Origin of the sequence: Enterococcus sp. NPDC086594, assembly GCF_044746145.1 — a bacterium.
Classification (GTDB): domain Bacteria; phylum Bacillota; class Bacilli; order Lactobacillales; family Enterococcaceae; genus Enterococcus_D; species Enterococcus_D entomosocium.
Genome location: NZ_JBIVBP010000017.1, coordinates 47,552 through 63,583 on the forward strand (window position 1 = coordinate 47,552; position 16,032 = coordinate 63,583).

Here is a 16,032-nt window from a genome sequence, read left to right on the forward strand (position 1 = left end):
AAAAGGAGGGGATCTCACGTAAACGTGAAATCCCCTCCTCAATTGTTATAGCTGCATACACCGCTGCAAATCACCTAAAGCCCCAAATCAAATGTTCGAATAAAGAACATTTGTCTCCCCATTGCTTAAGGACAAGTATTTATCCGTAAGACTTGGACAATCGTTTCTTCTCAATGAGAGAGTTTCCTTGAGAAAAAACAAAAATTTCCAAAATCTCATGATAATTACTTGTAAGTTTGCTATAATAATGCCGTTGTAGCTTATGCTATAACAACAAGGAGCGATCTCCGTTCAGCAAGGTGGTAGCTTGTTGAATGGACACCTTTGAACTTCAGCGACCTCTAAAAGGATTGCAGTCCTAATAGAGCGAGAAGATCATCGGTGGCTCCTTTTTGTTTGCCTTTGATATAAGACGCACAAAAATCAGTTGTTAAGTTAACTCCAAAATATCACAGTTGTAAATCATATGCAATAAATTTCTAATTGTTTTTGATCACTAAATGCAATTTTTTACAGACATTATTGCTATAATTTAATGCTTTTCCACTAAGGCTTAATAACTTGAATATCGCGTAAAAAATCAAATAAACTAAAAGTGTTTAACATTGTGAGTTCCTCCTCAATTGTTATTAGATGCCGGCTTCTGAAATAAGCGTAACAAATTTTTAAATTTTGACAAGTTTTGGTCAAATTATGCTCTAAAAAGCGAGCAAAATGACCAAAAATTTTCCATTTATGGAAAATTTCTCTAAATATTTCCTTAAATTAAGAAAGGTTTTGAATCTTCTGGATAAAATAAAATTGAAAGCAATCGAGTTTTTGAGAGAGAAAAAGAAAATTCCTCGCCCCGAACTAATCGATGGGGTCATTACTCAATCTGCTTACTCAAAAATAAAACACGGATCAAGGAGATTGAGAATGGATGAAACTGAAAAACTTCTGCTAAGGTTAAACGCACGTAACCAGGATATTGAGGACATTATTGGATTGATAGAAAACGAGGATCTCATAATCGTTAAAGAATTTCGTGACGCCTTAGACCATCCGACTGAGGAAAAAATAAGCTGTTTTTATCAAAAGATCGAAAGTAGTAAGCATCAAAAAATCGAACATTTACGCTTTTCACTAATGATCGAAAACCACTTTCATGATCGGTATTCTGGAATCCCACCTGTAGATTACTCAGTTTTAACTAACATCTTTAATCAGATAGCTGAAACAGATTATCTGACTACCCTTGACTATCAATTTATCGGTGACTTTACAATCTTTTTATCAGCAAATGAGAATTTATTTCAAAAAATAGTCACTAAATTGATCGATATTAAATTTTCGGAAGTATACTCTATTCAAAAAACAGTACAGTACTACCTACCTCAAGCTTTAACAAACATTCTAGATATACTTGTTGACCAGCATCAGTTTACACAAGCAAAACAAGTTTTATCAGTTTATAGACAATACATAGACTACTTCAATGATCATCAATACAAACTGTTGGCAGATTATTTTGAATATCGTCTAAACTATTTTTCAGCAGAGACAATTGATGATCAAAAGAAAATTCTAGACGAAATAGGTGAATTTCTAAAAACTGTACAAATCTTGTTTCCTGATATGAATCAAACCAAGCAAATAGAACAGTCATACACCAGGTTAAAAGACGGCCATTCTCTAGGAAAACCGCTATATTATTTTCGTAAAAGTTAACAAAAGAGCCGGCTATCTCGCGAAAAGGAGTTAGTCGGCTTTTATTTTGCTTTTAACATATTTTACTCTTGATAGATCAATAGTGTTTGATTTTAACTTCTGGGTCTTGTGATTTGTATATTATCTCGAACATATTTGTATTCCATAAGCCGCCTCCTACATTTTTTTATTTAGTCTATCATGAGTGGAACCAATCAAACAATGGAATTTGCGTAATAATTTACGTGATTGAGCTTAAGACATACTCATTGCAACTTTAAAACGATAAAAAAACAAGAAAAAGCGCACAATTTTCAATCAGCTGTGCGCTTTTTTTAGTATAAAGACGAACGGTCAAATATCACTTTTTTTAATAATTCTTGCAACAGTGCTTATCTCATCCTCAGATAAATGATCGACGATATCCAACAGCTTTTCGTTTCCGTCGAAATTATTCGTCACAACTTTTTTTATTTTATGACGATCTGATACATTATGAATTTTGTTGATCATTTTCTTAGAAACAACTAGACCAGTAGTCAATCCTACTAGGCTCAATCCTAAAGTTACTTTCTTTGCTCTGTTCATGCTCATCCGCTCCTTTTTCAGTATCCTATCATTCACGTGACAGCGAAACAACAGACAATCCAATTGGACTGTCTAGTTGATCTTTCTGAAGGGATTAGATTAGGAACGCTTGTTACGGCGCTCATTGCTTCGTTGATTGCTTTTCTTAACGGCTTTTGCAGCTACAACACTCGATAATACGCCATCACCTAAAGCTTTGTTTGTTACTTTTTTTGCAGCTTTATACTTTACAGCAGACTTTAATAAACCCATTTTAGTCCCTCCTTTACTAAGTTAATAGCTTCACTTAATAAAAGTTTACAGGGGAAATTCAAATTTTTCGTGAAGAAAAGCCGACAATTTCGCTTTTAACTTATCAATCAGGCTTCAAGATCTCTATTCAATCTAACTTCGTCTTCTTTTTCTTTGGTTTTAAACTCTTCAAAAAATCCTGCTCGAGCATAAGTAGTTCTTGATAGACATGGTCCATCGACTGTCCTGAAGAGAGTGATAAGCAATAAAAGAAATCACCAGGCAGTGTTTTTACGGTTCGATTTCGAGTGATCCAGCTGGACACTGTCCCCTGCTTATACGAATGCAGCTCACAAAATTCATCAATGGTCATCCCTAACTGCCGAATCACAAAAACGTTGACTGGATGAGGATACACGTACTTATTGACAGACATCGCCGGCAAGCCTCCTTAAGCATTATTACTACGTTTGCAGTAATAATACCATAGTTCAAAACAAGCAGCTAGGGGCAGACACCTAAAGACACACCTTAGACTTTCCCTTTTCTTTCATGTTCTCAATCATCAAACAGACTCTGACCAATCATGCATGGGGATCTTAGGACCACTCTTTGGCTGTTGCTGGTTTGCTTGTAAGACTGCCTGCCCTGCTTTTTCAATAAACCAATTTTTAACATACGTGAAAATAAGATTATCCATGCTAGTTACTTTTTCTGTTTTTTGTTTTTGGTAGGCTTTTAGCAATGTATTATACAATTCGTTTGTGTTTACTCCGTATAATGGCAATTCCTCAAAGACAATTTTTGTTTGTAACACTTGTTCAGCTTTGTATTTGCCATTATGAATAATTTTCACTGTATTCTTAGCGTCTTTCAACGTACTTGAAAATGTTTTTATCAAGGACAAAGCATTTTCAGGTATGAAAGTTGCAATACTATCGTCTTGCATTAGGGTGACAAAATTTTCTAGCAATACAGCCTCTTGTTCTGCTTCTCTAGTGTCTATTATGTGTCTATTAGTGTCTAAAGAAGGAGTATAGTATAGATTGTCTGCGGTTTTCGCAATTCCAGAAGAACCCTTGGTATCATTGTCTTTCTCTGGATTTGCGGTTTTCGCAATTCCAGAGTTTTCGTTGTTAGAATGGGCTTTCTCTGGATTTGCGGTTTTCGCAATTCCAGAAGACGCTTGGGACTCTGCTTGATCTATTAAATAAACATCTTCAGCTGTAGCTTCCGGCTTTCCTAGATATAGCTTATTTGGCGTATTTAATTTTACGCCATTTATCCAGGTTGATCCACCGCGTTCTTGAAACAGCAGGTTCATTTCTGTCAGCTCTTTTTTGACTTTTGCTACTTTCCCCTCCGCGCAATTCAACATATCTTTTAATTCCTCGACTGTGAACACGAAGTAAATTCTATTTTGTTTATCGACCCATTTATTTTTAACGGAATATGAAAATCGATCTTTAAGAATAGCGTATGCTACTTTGCTATCGTTGCTCATCTTTTTGTATTTCTCATTGGTGAAGAATACTTTTGGTAATTGGAAGTATTTTTCAGCGTAGACTTCATTAGCAGTGTAGAAATTAAAGTTTGACATTTTATCGCCTCTTTTCTTCATACCTTGTCTATGTTTACTATTACATTAAGGTATAAAGTATTTTTTTAGAAAAGTATATAGCCAAATAATTTTTATATACAAATAGTAGAATATACAAATAGTAAAATATATAAATAGTAGAATATACAAATAGTAGAATATACAAATAGACAGATATATAAGTAGTAGAATATACAAATAGTAGAATATACAAATAATATATCTTGATATATAAGACATTATGTGCATTTTTCCAAAAGTTAAATGTATACAAATAGTACAATATACAAATAGTAAAATATATAAATAGTAGAGTATATCAATAGTACAATATACAAATAGTACAATATACAAATAGTAATTTCTTTAAATAATTATTGTAGTACAAAAATATTTATGGTAAAATATTTTTGTAGTAATAAATGATGACAAGGAGTGTAAACGTATGACAAAAAAAGTTGTTTTTGGTAATTTCAAAGGCGGGGTCGGAAAGACCACAAATTCAGTAATGTTTGCTTATGAAGCAGCTAAGCTTGGAAAGAAGGTTCTCCTTTGCGATCTTGATCCTCAAGCTAACTCTACCCAAATGTTAAATAGAACGTACACCAGACAGAATAACTCAGAAATGCCAAATGAAAAAACTATGATGGTAGCTATTCAAGAAGAAGATTTATCTTCAGCTGTTGTTGAAGTCATGCCAAATTTATTTCTTCTTCCGTCACATTTAGATTTTGTTGATTATCCTGATTTTATTGAATTAGTTTATCCAACTACTCTTGAAAATTTTAAAGAGAAGAGAATTGCCCATTTCGGTAACCTTCTTAAGGAGATTGAAAATGATTATGACCTTGTAATAATTGATTGTCCTCCAACAATTTCTCTTTATACAAATACAGCTTTATATACTGCGGATTTTTTGATAATTGTATTGCAAACTCAACAACGATCCTTGGACGGAGCCGAAGCGTTTTGGGAGTATGCCCAAACTTTTTACAATAAATATACAAATGCAGACTTTGATATAGCAGGGGTTTTACCAGTCCTTATGAAAAATGACTCCGGTATTGATAATCAAATTATTAAAGACGCTTTAGACAGTTTCGGAGAAAAATACGTTTTTACTCACATCGTTAAACATATGGAACGATTAAAAGGCTATGACCGAAAAGGCATAGCTGATAAGGATTACACTGCAACATGGGATTATCATGATATTAAGTTACATGAATTTTATACTGAGATTACCGAAGAGTTTCTTCAGAGAATAGGAGAATAAAACCATGGTAAAACAATTTGAAACAGATCCTAGCAGAAAGAAAAATTTAAAAGAAATTCCTGAGGCAGAAACATCTAAACCAAAAAAAACATTCAATATCGACGAGTTTGCACACACTGTACAAAAACCGATTGATTCATCTGAAAAAAAAGTAGGAAGACCAAAAAAGAACAAAGTTTACGGAACCGTAAGAATCCAAAAGTATAATGTCAACAGAGTAAATGCTTTGCAAAACACGTTAGATTTTGAGACACAAGACGATTTAATTTCAAGTGTTTTAGATCGTTTAGAAAATTCTATGTCTTCTGAAGAGCGTACTATGTTTGAAATGTATATGAAAACATATGAAGCTCGAGACAAGAAGAAATCGAATTAAAAAGAACGGAGAATTGTTTGTAATTCAATTCTCCGTTCTTTTATTTTTAATGAAATTGGTCGAGATATTTGTATACAAATAGTAAAATATACAAATAGTAAAAAATATAGATTGATATTGTTCTCTTGACTAAAAAAGCGAACGTGTGTTCTAATGTGTATATAAAACGTATCATTTTTAGAAAAGGGGCTTTCTTATGGTTATGCAGTTTGGTGTAAATCCAAAATTTGATTATACTAAAGAACCTTCCCGAGATATTCTTTGTATCGATTGCAAGTCCTTTTATTCGTCAGTAGAATGCGTTGAGAGAGGACTTAACCCATTAAAAACCAAGCTTGTTGTTATGTCTTATCCATCCGAAAATCCAGCTGAGCGGGGCAGCGGCTTGATCCTGGCATCTAGTCCAGCTGCAAAACAAGCATACGGAATTTCAAACGTCAGTCGATCTCGTGATCTTCCTTTTCCGTATCCGAAGGATTTGGTGATTGCACCGCCAAGAATGGCACTTTATATGCGTAAAAATATGGAGATTAACAATATCTATAAAAAGTATGCTGACGAACAAAATCATGCAGTATACAGCATCGACGAGAGCTTTTTAGACGTCACAGACTCCTTAAAACTGTTTGGCGCAAAGAACGCTCGAGACTTAGCTAGAATGATCCAAACAGACGTTTATCGTCAAACAGGCATATTCACGACTATCGGAATAGGGGATAATCCACTCTTAGCGAAATTTGCTCTTGATCTCGAAAGCAAAAAGAACTTAGATATGAAAGCAGAATGGCGATACGAAGACGTCCAAAAAAAACTCTGGGCTGTTGAAAACATAACCGACGTGTGGGGGATCGGACGTCGTACAGCTGTTAGATTGAATCGTATGGGCATATTTACCATGCACGATTTAGCTCACGCAAATTATTTCCAGCTGAAGCAAAATTTTGGTGTGTTAGGCACTCAATTATTTGCTCATGCCTGGGGCATCGATCGTTCTTTTATAGGTCAGAAATATACTGTCAAATCAAAGTCTATAGGAAATAGTCAGGTATTGAATCGTGACTACACACGTCGTAAAGAAATCGAAGTCGTCATTAAAGAAATGGCCGACCAAGTAGCAACCAGGTTACGGCGTGCAGGAGCGAAAGCTGAAGTCATATCGCTATGGATTGGCTTTTCAATGGGCTATGTTGATCGATCAGGAAGCAGAGGCTTTCACCAACAAATGAAGGTGCCAGCAACGAACAGTAGTAAACAAATTGCCCAATATTTGCTTCAGATATTTGATCGTCATTATAAATATCAAGATATACGTAACGTTGGCGTTAATTGCTCAAAACTCGTGTTTTCGAATGCTTTACAGCTGGACCTTTTTGCAGATCCTGACGAGCAAGTCCGAGACCTTAAGGTAGATTATGTTGTAGACACGATCAGAAAGAAATACGGCTTTAAATCGATCATCCATGCCAACAGTCTATTAGAAGGCGGACGTGCGATCGCACGCAGTAGCCTAGTAGGTGGACATGCCGGAGGAATGGCCGGCCTTGAAGGTGGAGAAAGCCATGGTCAAGCGAACTAAAAAAACATTTATCGATTACAACTTGTACCGCGATCGACCGTTTGGTCTTAAGTGGGGCACTGCATATGCCATGGAAGAGCTGGTCAAAGGAATCAAAGAAAATGAATCCTGGGCGACAAAAGATATTGCTGGTCTCGACCTTATGACTAGAGAAGAGATCGACGCAATTTTATCTGAGTCTTTCCTCTACAACAAAGCAGTGTCTATCCAGCTGAATACAAGAGACGAATTTGGCCGCTTTTTAGATCCTATCGAAGGACAGTTTGTTGGAGAAGCCTATGAAGATTATTTTGTACTCAATGATCAACTAATATTTTGGCCGGACGTCCGACATATCGAAATTAAAAAGGAAAAGAAGTGGTTTAATATCGATTACTTTTCCAACTCAGATTCTTCAAACAACAGCAAGATCCAAAAAGAGAGTAAAATAGAAAATGAGATAGAAATAGTCAAAAATGAGTATTACCAGCCGTTTTTAGAGGACGATTCAAGGTAACTATGCATTGAACCCGTCCAAAATTGCCTTAGAATTGCTCTCTGAACACCTATTTTTTAAACAACTACTCAATTAGGAGGAAAGAACATGTGTGGCCGATATTTTTTTGATTTAGCATCTTCCGAGCTGAAGGACTATTATGATCAAGTAATTCCGAACGCTGCAAGCAAGCAAATTCGAGTTGGATACAACGAAATTTTCCCTTCCAATCATGTTGTCACCTTAGCAATTAATCAGGATTCCGAACTTGTTCCTGGTGTTACTAAGTGGGGATTCCAAGGATTTAAAAAAGGACAGCTCATGATCAATGCACGTGCGGAAACAGTAGAAGAAAAGAAGACTTTCTCAAAAGCCTTCAGAGAAACACGTTGCGTCTTTCCGATATCAGGATTCTATGAATGGGATTCCGAGAAGCGAAAACTATTATTTTCTGCAAGGGATAGTGACGTTTTTTACTTAGGCGGCTTTTACCGTATCCATAAGACTGGTGCAGGATTCGAAACGGAATCGATCATAATGACGACCAAACCTAATGAATCAGTTTCACCTATCCATGATCGCATGCCGCTTATCATTCAAAAGGATCACATCAAAGAATGGACCACTGATTTAGATTTTGCACGGAATTATCTTACAGCTGAAATGCCTGAATTAAATCGGACAGAAGTAGCAAAATAAAAAAGAGCGGATTTTTTATAGATTCGCTCTTTTGTCATTGCTATGTTTAATTTTGTCCAGGATCACTTCAAATGTTTCAAAGGTAGCTATATCGAGCTGACACAACCAAAGTAAGTACTTCTTTTCCTTATAATTCCATTCAATCCCAGGGTAGGAGGACAACAGATTATTGTATCTTGCTCTTTGCTCACTTGAAGCTAGTTGCCAACGCTTTTTAAATATCACTTCTTCTTCCATTATTGACCACCCCAAAAGATCGCTACCGGGAAGTTCAACAACGGGCAGCGCAAGTCTGATTACGTAAATCTAAGTATAGCATATTTAATAATTGAGAAGATATCGTGTAGGTAGCAAAAAAAGATTTCGTTTTTCTTCTAATTGATACTCCTCATTAATCCTATGAAAATTTGTATTTGAGTGTCCTATTTACCAATCTTGCTCTGTCTCATTAGAAAAAGTTAAGAAATGTAAGAAAGAAAAAACTTTCCTTGAAAACAGAAAATTCGGTGTACTCAGTTTCTTAGTAGTTTTTGTAATAGTTGTCTTAGAAGTTTTCGTTATAGTTTTCTTAGTAGTCTATTAGTCGTAGTTTGCTATACATATTTGTTTAATTGTAGCGAACTTAAATAGAAATATTATCTACACTATGCGAAATTAATTACATAGGCTTATTTATTACAGTGCTGGACTGTAGGTAAAATTTACTGTATTATCATGACATATTCAAGAAAGGAGCAACAAGATTGATTAGGATAGCAGGGCTTTCTAAAGGTGGAAAAACCATTCCACAACTTTATAAACAGAATTATAGAGACTGGAGACAGTTCAGGAAAAATATCAATGATAGTTACTTTATTCTTCCAACTGAACTTGAGAAATATTTGCCGAATAATAAAGCCATTAATTTGTATCTTTATTACTGTTTTAAGGCAAAGAATGAAGGAGGAGATTCCTGGCATTCGGTCAGTACTATAGCAGAATCTCTAGGAGTGACAGCTAAAACTGTAAACACCTGGAATAACACTTTAGTTGATTTAGGTATGATTGCACGACTGGATGACAATCATATGAGCAAGGCGACGATTTTGCTTCCTCTTTCTAGCTACTACAAAAGAATCATTAATAGTTCTTTTGAGGATGTTATTGAAAGTACTAACGATGATGTTGATGGCAAATTGACAGCAGTTTTTCATTTATTTGAATGGAGAAAAAATGAAGATAAAGAGGATTATGACGTTCCTTTTAACTCTCTCTGCTGTGTTTTTGAAAGAAAAACAGCAAAAGATACCATCTACAAATTTCTGTTAGTCCAAGATGAGAAAATAAGTGATTTCAAATTAAAGACGCCTGCGGGTAAGATTTTTGATGATGCTTATAGATTTGAATGTCAAAAACTAGACGAACTCCTTAGTGAGAATAAGCTCACTGATGTAGCTCATGAAAATTTTATTGTAAGCACTAGGCATAATTTATTTTCTGATAAGGACTCAGACTTATTAGACTTGCTAAAAGAGCTAACTGAAAATCTAGGTAATAAAGAAGATATTACGATTCTTGACTAGCATCTGTCGTCATTATGCTTGGATTATTAGAATGCTTACTAATACAAATAAAGGTATGCTAGCCACGCTTATTATTTATTGGTATCAACCAAGTATTTTAATTTGAAAGGAAGATGTTTTATGACAAATATAGTTACAGAGAACAAAGGATCCTTGAATGCCATTATTACTTTAATTGTAATGGTGATAGATTCAGTAGGCAACGTCACACTAGGGACACTATTTATCTTATTAGCAATAGTGTTGATTTTTATGATAGTTATCTGGCTATTGAATGAAAAATCTAGAGATAATCAACACCGTAGAGATATGGAAATGAAAGCAGTCGATTCGATATATTATTTATCGATGATAATACCAAAAAAGCCACGTTACTAAACGTGACTTACTCTGAACGATATGTGTTGTTTGGTAGACGGACAAATCGTTCATAAATAATATATGACGGTACCCTAATCTAATAAGCGTGGCTAGCATACCTTTAATTACTTTACCTTTTATGGTTACCATACACATTTTTTGAGAATAAATCAAGCAAATTTAAAAATCTTTTATTTCACATCAAGCTAATAAAATCATTCTAAAACTCATCAAATATTTAATCATCTGATCAAATGTTTCTTTAGAGGAATATTTACATATTGGAATCACTGGGATTTATTTTGAACTACCTTCAATTTTTTTCTTTATTCTAAAAAGCGTGCTTCGACTAAAACCAGTTATGGATTCAACCTCTTTATAGGATTTACCTGAAATAAGAAGTTCATAGGCGTGCCGTTTTTTTGGAGTAATTGTAGCTTTCGGACGTCCTTCCTTAAAGTTTGGATTATTCTTTTTTGCAAACATCTTTCCTTCTTGAGTACGTTCTACGATCATGTCACGTTCCATCTCAGCAACACTCAACAAAGTACGTGTAACCATTCGGCCCATCGACGTATTTTCGATTGTACCTAAATTTAACACCTTGATTGTAACGTTATCATCGAGTAAAGGTTCAATGATATCTAATGCTTCTCTCGTATTACGAGCAAATCGGTCAAGTTTCGTTACAACGATTTCATCTCCAGGCTTCAGACCGGCCAACAGCTGATTAAACTTTGGCCGATTTCGTTTTGTACCTGTAAATTTTTCGGAAAAAATATTTTTCTTCTCAACACCGTTCTCAAGCAGCTGCTGAATCTGTTCCTTTGTACTTTGAGAAGCAGTCGAGACACGTGCATAGCCATATTTTGTCATTTGATCCACCTGCTCTTACAAATCATCTATCGTATACTCCGAGTATCCTTCATAGAAATAGCTGACATCGATCCCTTTCATATACAACTCGCGATCGTTAATTTCATCAGTTAAAGCGTTAGAAATTAGATAGCGTATTTCTAAGTCATTTACCGGACTCCGCTCCATTGCAGAAAGATAGTCTTCTTTGTTGATCAAGTTCCAATCGACAACTTTTTGCAATTCTTCTTTCAAAATGAGATCCAGCCAAATTCTAGTGCTTCGTCCATTTCCTTCACGAAACGGGTGAGCGATATTCATTTCCACGTATTTTTTAATAATCTCGTCAAAAGAAGTTTGTGGCATTTGATCAATATGCTTTAACGAATGTTCCAGGTACATGACCGGTGCAAATCGAAAATTTCCTTTTGCGATATTGACCGTGCGAATTTTTCCTGCAAAATTGTAGATTTCTGAAAAGAGAAAATCATGAATTTCAGCTAAGCCTTTAAACGTGCCGACTTCAATTTCATTTATTTTTCCTGAATCGTATAATTCCTTCGCTTTTTGCTTGCTGAGTTTTTCTTCAGCCTTGGCCAACTCAACTTGATTGGTTAAACCCAATTTATTCTCTAAAACCATGTAAAATCCCCTTAACTTTCTGACATAAGTTTCTGAAACACTCTAAAGCCTATTATATCGCGAATTTAATCATGTGTCAAAAACTATTAAGTTTATGAAACGAGTAATAAATTGTTCTATAATTCATCGTTTCCTATTTTTAGTTGAACATAAATTTTGTTACAGGTTTGTGTACACGATATAGAACAATTTTCACAGAAATTTGATCCAAAAAAGAGTGTCCAGAAATTCGTCATTTTCTGAACACTCTTTCTTAATCTTATTGTCTATCTTTTTTGCGTTTTTTAACTATTACAAAAGTAAGAGCAATTATAATAGCTCCCGTAGTTGTCATAATCATTTGACCACGAATCTGTTCTCCAGTCTTTGGCAAGTGATTACTAGAATTATTATTACCTTTAGAATCAGGATTTTTAAGTTCATCCACGTACACCACTTCTTGTGGGTCTTCAGTAAAGATTCCTGAAGCATTCTCTGGTGTTTCTACCACATACCACCCTGGGATCTCTTTTGGTTCACTGTCATATGGTAAGCCAATTTTGCCGCTTAAGATACTTGGTTCGGCTAATTGATTTCCTTCGGAATCCTGGTATCTCACTGTCAAAGGAATATTTTCAGTTGCTCTATAGACCTCTTTTCCGTCTACATACCAAGTAATTGAGTCTTTTTTCCAATCAAACACATACGTATGATATCCTTGGGACGCATCAAAACCTAAGTTATGATCATGCTCATGGTCACCTACACCATTAGTAAAATAATTAAATTGAACTTTAGTTGTATCCTTGCCTAAAAATTCAATGTCAATTTCATCCCAAGGTGTATTATCGGTTGGCCCTGTGTAAGTAAAGAACGAACTGACTAGGCTTCTTCAATCATTTCTTTAGTAACTTTTTCCCCATAGGCTTCCAAAAATACTTTACTGGTAATTATCTCCCGAAGTGCTTTTTCGTTAGCTTGTTTTCTCGAGCTGGGGGATCTTCCTAAAGATGGATCTCTAAAGGCTTTTTGATAAAGATCATCCGCCCTGATTTTACCACCGCGCATGGTAGCAATCTCTGAGTTGGGATTGCCACATCCCGTCAATAAAACGATGTTCATAACCGCTACCATGGTTAAAAGTGGTTTTTTCATTTTCCAACCTCTTTCTAGACAACTAAAATTTTAAGGTACAATACTCTTACTTTAATTATTCAAACCTTCGAGTTCAACAGAATCATGTTTTGAATAATTTATAAATGGAGGTTTTTTTAATTTAAATTTCTATCAAGTAAATTGGTCATCTTGTTCTTCTGAAATATTTTGATAGTACCGTACAACTTTCATCTTTTAAAGAAATTTTAGTTGCGGTCCTTTTGCACAGTTAATTTTTCAAAAAATTTTAAATAGATACGATTCATACTATATGAAAAATCATCGAAGGTTTGTCTTTCGTCTTTAAGTCGTAGCCACACAACTCTTTAAAATAATCTTTATAGTCATTTTCAACAATTCGAATAATCTCTTCATTTGAAAAGTCTTCGAATGGCATTAATTCAGTTAATAAATTTAATTTTGAGTCTACCCCCAAAATTTCTGGAAAGACTTGCCAAAAGGTTTCTTGAGAAATACATTCAATTAGTTGATCTAATTGTTTAAATTGACTATCCAAGTAAGTCGTCAAGGTTGTTCGCTCGGATCCTGCTTGATCAAGTGCTTCTTGAAACTGTTTGATATAGTCCTTCTTTGTATTCAATTGAGTCATTACTTGTTTCCTCTTTCCTATTTGTTCCTTTGCAAAATAAAAATCAGCAGTATATTTATCTAAGTTCTTTATTTCAACCATAACAGTCTCTCTTAACTGATACATGCAATCTACTATTTTATTAGTTCTTTTGAAGTAGTATTTTCAATTTAACTAAAAAATTCAATTTGTTTTTGAAACAATAAGTAGACATACACCGCTCCTGCGCTGCTAACAAAGAAAGTTACAAGTAGAGCAATATCCGTTAGAAACATCCCTATATGCCATTTTGATTTTGGTTTTTGTAAGTCCAAAACCAGAAATGTCATTCCTAGGATGAAACTGATAATCGCAATCGCTATTAATAAAAACATCCAAATATATGCGGTCATAGGTATCCCTCCTTTTCTAATTTATGGAACCATATCTATCGTCCAAGTGATTTCTCCTTCAAATCCCTCTCCTGGCGCGCCACTGAAGCTCGGTAAAAACAATTGGACGGAATCAAAAATAGTTGTTGTCAATCTGTTTCCTGAAGTTTCTGAACTTTGAGTATGTGTATCGATGATCGTACTCGACTGTCCATCTGCATATATCGTTCTACGTTCTCCAGTATCAATGTCCAAAATGTATCGCGCATTTGATATATAGCTAGTTTTGTGTGTACGATCCGTGTGTTTCAACAAACTTGCTTGTGCTGAAATCATCCAATCTGTTTGAGTTTCTCGCCCATCGAATACCTGTACCTGATTGGTATTGATTTTTTTTTCTGCAGTAATCCATTGATGAAAACGACTGAAAATATTATCTTGGCCAAAATCAAAGGTCACAGGGGCTTCCTCGATTCTTAAGGTCGAATAGTCGATTGAAAACGTGATATCATAATCTTTTTGAATGTAGTTTCCATTACTTAGTTTTTCTTGGACACGAATCGTTCCTTGTTGTTCTCCGATTTGTGAGGTATCCGGGTATGAAACGAAGCCCACTATTTCAACTCCATCGGTATTTGATATATCAAGATACTTGTTGACAGAAGCATCCAAATCAGCTTTACTCATACCTAATCTGAGCACCTGATCGTATACAGGCACTACACGATTGACAGTAAGCGATTGATAGCCTTGATTGGTCAGTTCAACATAAGAGGTCTCTGTCACATTGGATAAAGCTTGTGGCGATTCATTTGAGTAGAATGAAAGCAGATCTGAATCGGTCAAAGACTGTCTATGATAGATCTCCATAATATCACCCACAGAAACATCGATTTTTCGGTTGTTAGGAATTGTATTGATAATATCGGGATTTTTATTTCCACGACCAGTCAAATTAAAGTAAGCATCCATGTCTGTCAGAACTTGTTTCTGTTCTTGCGGACGAAAAAGTGAAACGGTATAGTAGATGTCATCTCCAGTTTCAGGATGAATGGATACATTACCATCGTTCACACTCCTCCCCCATGTTACATTTACCTGTTCCTCTTCAGGAAAATAGGTATACGTCCCTAAAGATCTGGACTGATATCCTCTTAACTCTATTGAGTCTCCCCACAAAACATGTATCGGAACATCAAACGACATAGAACCCTTCGTCTGTGTATTTGTTACTGTAAAGGTTCCTGTCTTCAAACCTACAGTTGAGGTATCCACCATTTTTTCAATTGTTACCTCATATTCCGTCGTGTCGAGTGCCACTCCTCCGTACGTAACATCTGAGATGATTTTTGAAAAATCAAGTACCTTTTCAGTTTGCGATAAGTAGACCGATTGCGGCTCAATTTCAAATTCAAAAGATGATTTTATTTCAAAATCCACTGTATAATCTCTTTGCACAAATCTTCCCGTAGATAGTATTTCTTGAACACGTATTGTCCCAGTTGATGATCCTATAGTAGATCTATCAGGATATTCAACAAAGCCTACTGCTTCAACATTAGGTGTACCAGACATGTCCAAAAAATCAGAAATTCGATCATCTAATGCTCCATCCGATGTTTCTGTTGTTATAGTTCCGTTTTTTGTAATGACTCGGTCAAATTGTAATAACCGGTACCCTCCATCAGTTAGTTCTAAATATGCACGGTTATTGCTCATTGACAATGGCTGGTCAAGACCATCGCCTATGAACATTCTTTGCGGTTCACGATGATATACTTCGAGTATGTCCCCATGTGTTATATCAGGTGAAGTATTATTAAAGCGAGTATTAACTACAGTATTTAGTTCATTCCTCATTGCAGGAAAACTAAAAATATTATTTTCAGTAGCTATTACTTCAGCGCTACTATTTAATCGATAAATATCCATAGAATACTCGATCACAGCTGCATCAGTACCATTTATGATAAACTCTCCTGGTGAACTAGCACGCAACCGATTTCCAT

General features: G+C 35.2%; 20 protein-coding genes and 1 pseudogene. 8 read left to right on the forward strand and 13 right to left on the reverse strand.

What is annotated here, in order from left to right; all coding sequences use genetic code 11:
* Positions 1–714: 714 nt before the first annotated feature.
* Entirely contained in the window at positions 715–1,710 is a 996-nt protein-coding gene (locus ACIPK1_RS16230; protein WP_400451326.1) for a hypothetical protein, read from the forward strand.
* Positions 1,711–2,043: 333 nt separating this feature from the next.
* Here the strand turns inward: ACIPK1_RS16230 and ACIPK1_RS16235 are convergent, their stop codons facing one another.
* The 4 genes from ACIPK1_RS16235 to ACIPK1_RS16250 all read right to left on the reverse strand — a co-directional run bounded on the left by ACIPK1_RS16235 (position 2,044) and on the right by ACIPK1_RS16250 (position 4,108).
* On the reverse strand, positions 2,044–2,277 hold the full coding sequence (locus tag ACIPK1_RS16235; protein WP_400451328.1) for a hypothetical protein: 234 nt from the start codon (positions 2,275–2,277) through the stop codon (positions 2,044–2,046).
* A gap of 99 nt (positions 2,278–2,376) precedes the next feature.
* Positions 2,377–2,529 (reverse strand): hypothetical protein, encoded by a 153-nt coding sequence (locus tag ACIPK1_RS16240; protein WP_176257037.1) that lies wholly within the window; start codon positions 2,527–2,529, stop codon positions 2,377–2,379.
* Positions 2,530–2,656: 127 nt separating this feature from the next.
* Positions 2,657–2,944 (reverse strand): type III secretion system protein PrgN, encoded by a 288-nt coding sequence (locus ACIPK1_RS16245; protein ID WP_086333120.1) that lies wholly within the window; start codon positions 2,942–2,944, stop codon positions 2,657–2,659.
* A 129-nt stretch (positions 2,945–3,073) separates the two neighbouring features.
* Positions 3,074–4,108 (reverse strand): replication initiator protein A, encoded by a 1,035-nt coding sequence (locus ACIPK1_RS16250; protein WP_400451329.1) that lies wholly within the window; start codon positions 4,106–4,108, stop codon positions 3,074–3,076.
* Positions 4,109–4,553: 445 nt separating this feature from the next.
* Between ACIPK1_RS16250 and ACIPK1_RS16255 the strand changes: the two genes are divergently transcribed.
* The 5 genes from ACIPK1_RS16255 (at position 4,554) to ACIPK1_RS16275 (ending at position 8,510) form a co-directional block, all read left to right on the forward strand.
* Positions 4,554–5,384: a ParA family protein gene (locus ACIPK1_RS16255; RefSeq protein WP_086333118.1), complete on the forward strand. Its 831-nt coding sequence runs from the start codon at positions 4,554–4,556 to the stop codon at positions 5,382–5,384.
* 4 nt (positions 5,385–5,388) lie between these two features.
* Complete coding sequence (locus ACIPK1_RS16260) at positions 5,389–5,760, forward strand: DUF5388 domain-containing protein (RefSeq protein ID WP_086333117.1); 372 nt, start codon at positions 5,389–5,391, stop codon at positions 5,758–5,760.
* A 196-nt stretch (positions 5,761–5,956) separates the two neighbouring features.
* Positions 5,957–7,336 carry a Y-family DNA polymerase gene (locus tag ACIPK1_RS16265; protein ID WP_400451330.1) on the forward strand — a complete coding sequence of 460 codons (1,380 nt, stop codon included), beginning with the start codon at positions 5,957–5,959 and terminating at the stop codon, positions 7,334–7,336.
* Complete coding sequence (locus ACIPK1_RS16270) at positions 7,320–7,832, forward strand: hypothetical protein (RefSeq protein ID WP_400451334.1); 513 nt, start codon at positions 7,320–7,322, stop codon at positions 7,830–7,832. Before ACIPK1_RS16265 ends, ACIPK1_RS16270 begins: the two co-directional genes overlap by 17 nt.
* Positions 7,833–7,919: 87 nt before the next feature.
* Complete coding sequence (locus tag ACIPK1_RS16275; RefSeq protein ID WP_086333114.1) at positions 7,920–8,510, forward strand: SOS response-associated peptidase; 591 nt, start codon at positions 7,920–7,922, stop codon at positions 8,508–8,510.
* Positions 8,511–8,525: 15 nt separating this feature from the next.
* On the opposite strand, the gene ACIPK1_RS16280 is transcribed toward ACIPK1_RS16275, so the two are convergent.
* Positions 8,526–8,747 carry a hypothetical protein gene (locus ACIPK1_RS16280; RefSeq protein WP_086333113.1) on the reverse strand — a complete coding sequence of 74 codons (222 nt, stop codon included), beginning with the start codon at positions 8,745–8,747 and terminating at the stop codon, positions 8,526–8,528.
* A gap of 506 nt (positions 8,748–9,253) precedes the next feature.
* Here ACIPK1_RS16280 and ACIPK1_RS16285 point away from each other — a divergent pair.
* Entirely contained in the window at positions 9,254–10,072 is an 819-nt protein-coding gene (locus tag ACIPK1_RS16285; RefSeq protein ID WP_086333112.1) for a helix-turn-helix domain-containing protein, read from the forward strand.
* Between the two features lie 120 nt (positions 10,073–10,192).
* A complete protein-coding gene (locus ACIPK1_RS16290; protein ID WP_223347179.1) occupies positions 10,193–10,450 on the forward strand; it encodes a hypothetical protein in 258 nt (85 codons plus the stop codon).
* A 279-nt stretch (positions 10,451–10,729) separates the two neighbouring features.
* Here ACIPK1_RS16290 and ACIPK1_RS16295 read toward each other — a convergent pair whose 3' ends face one another.
* From ACIPK1_RS16295 to ACIPK1_RS16330, 8 genes and pseudogenes are all read right to left on the reverse strand, one after another.
* Entirely contained in the window at positions 10,730–11,308 is a 579-nt protein-coding gene (locus ACIPK1_RS16295; protein ID WP_086333111.1) for a recombinase family protein, read from the reverse strand.
* Between the two features lie 15 nt (positions 11,309–11,323).
* Positions 11,324–11,929, reverse strand: a complete 606-nt coding sequence (gene fic, locus ACIPK1_RS16300) for a protein adenylyltransferase Fic (RefSeq protein WP_086333110.1) — start codon at positions 11,927–11,929, stop codon at positions 11,324–11,326.
* A 259-nt stretch (positions 11,930–12,188) separates the two neighbouring features.
* Positions 12,189–12,527, reverse strand: a complete 339-nt coding sequence (locus ACIPK1_RS16305) for a MucBP domain-containing protein (RefSeq protein ID WP_042890058.1) — start codon at positions 12,525–12,527, stop codon at positions 12,189–12,191.
* A gap of 15 nt (positions 12,528–12,542) precedes the next feature.
* A pseudogene (locus ACIPK1_RS16310) lies at positions 12,543–12,779 on the reverse strand (family 16 glycosylhydrolase); the annotation flags it as partial.
* Between the two features lie 11 nt (positions 12,780–12,790).
* Complete coding sequence (locus ACIPK1_RS16315; RefSeq protein WP_016620666.1) at positions 12,791–13,063, reverse strand: hypothetical protein; 273 nt, start codon at positions 13,061–13,063, stop codon at positions 12,791–12,793.
* 262 nt (positions 13,064–13,325) lie between these two features.
* Positions 13,326–13,754 (reverse strand): DUF7006 family protein, encoded by a 429-nt coding sequence (locus ACIPK1_RS16320; RefSeq protein WP_366950497.1) that lies wholly within the window; start codon positions 13,752–13,754, stop codon positions 13,326–13,328.
* Between the two features lie 68 nt (positions 13,755–13,822).
* On the reverse strand, positions 13,823–14,044 hold the full coding sequence (locus ACIPK1_RS16325; RefSeq protein WP_016620664.1) for a hypothetical protein: 222 nt from the start codon (positions 14,042–14,044) through the stop codon (positions 13,823–13,825).
* Positions 14,045–14,065: 21 nt separating this feature from the next.
* Positions 14,066–16,032, reverse strand: a 1,967-nt coding sequence (locus ACIPK1_RS16330) for a WxL domain-containing protein (RefSeq protein ID WP_400451332.1), incomplete at its 5' end; no start/stop codon positions are given.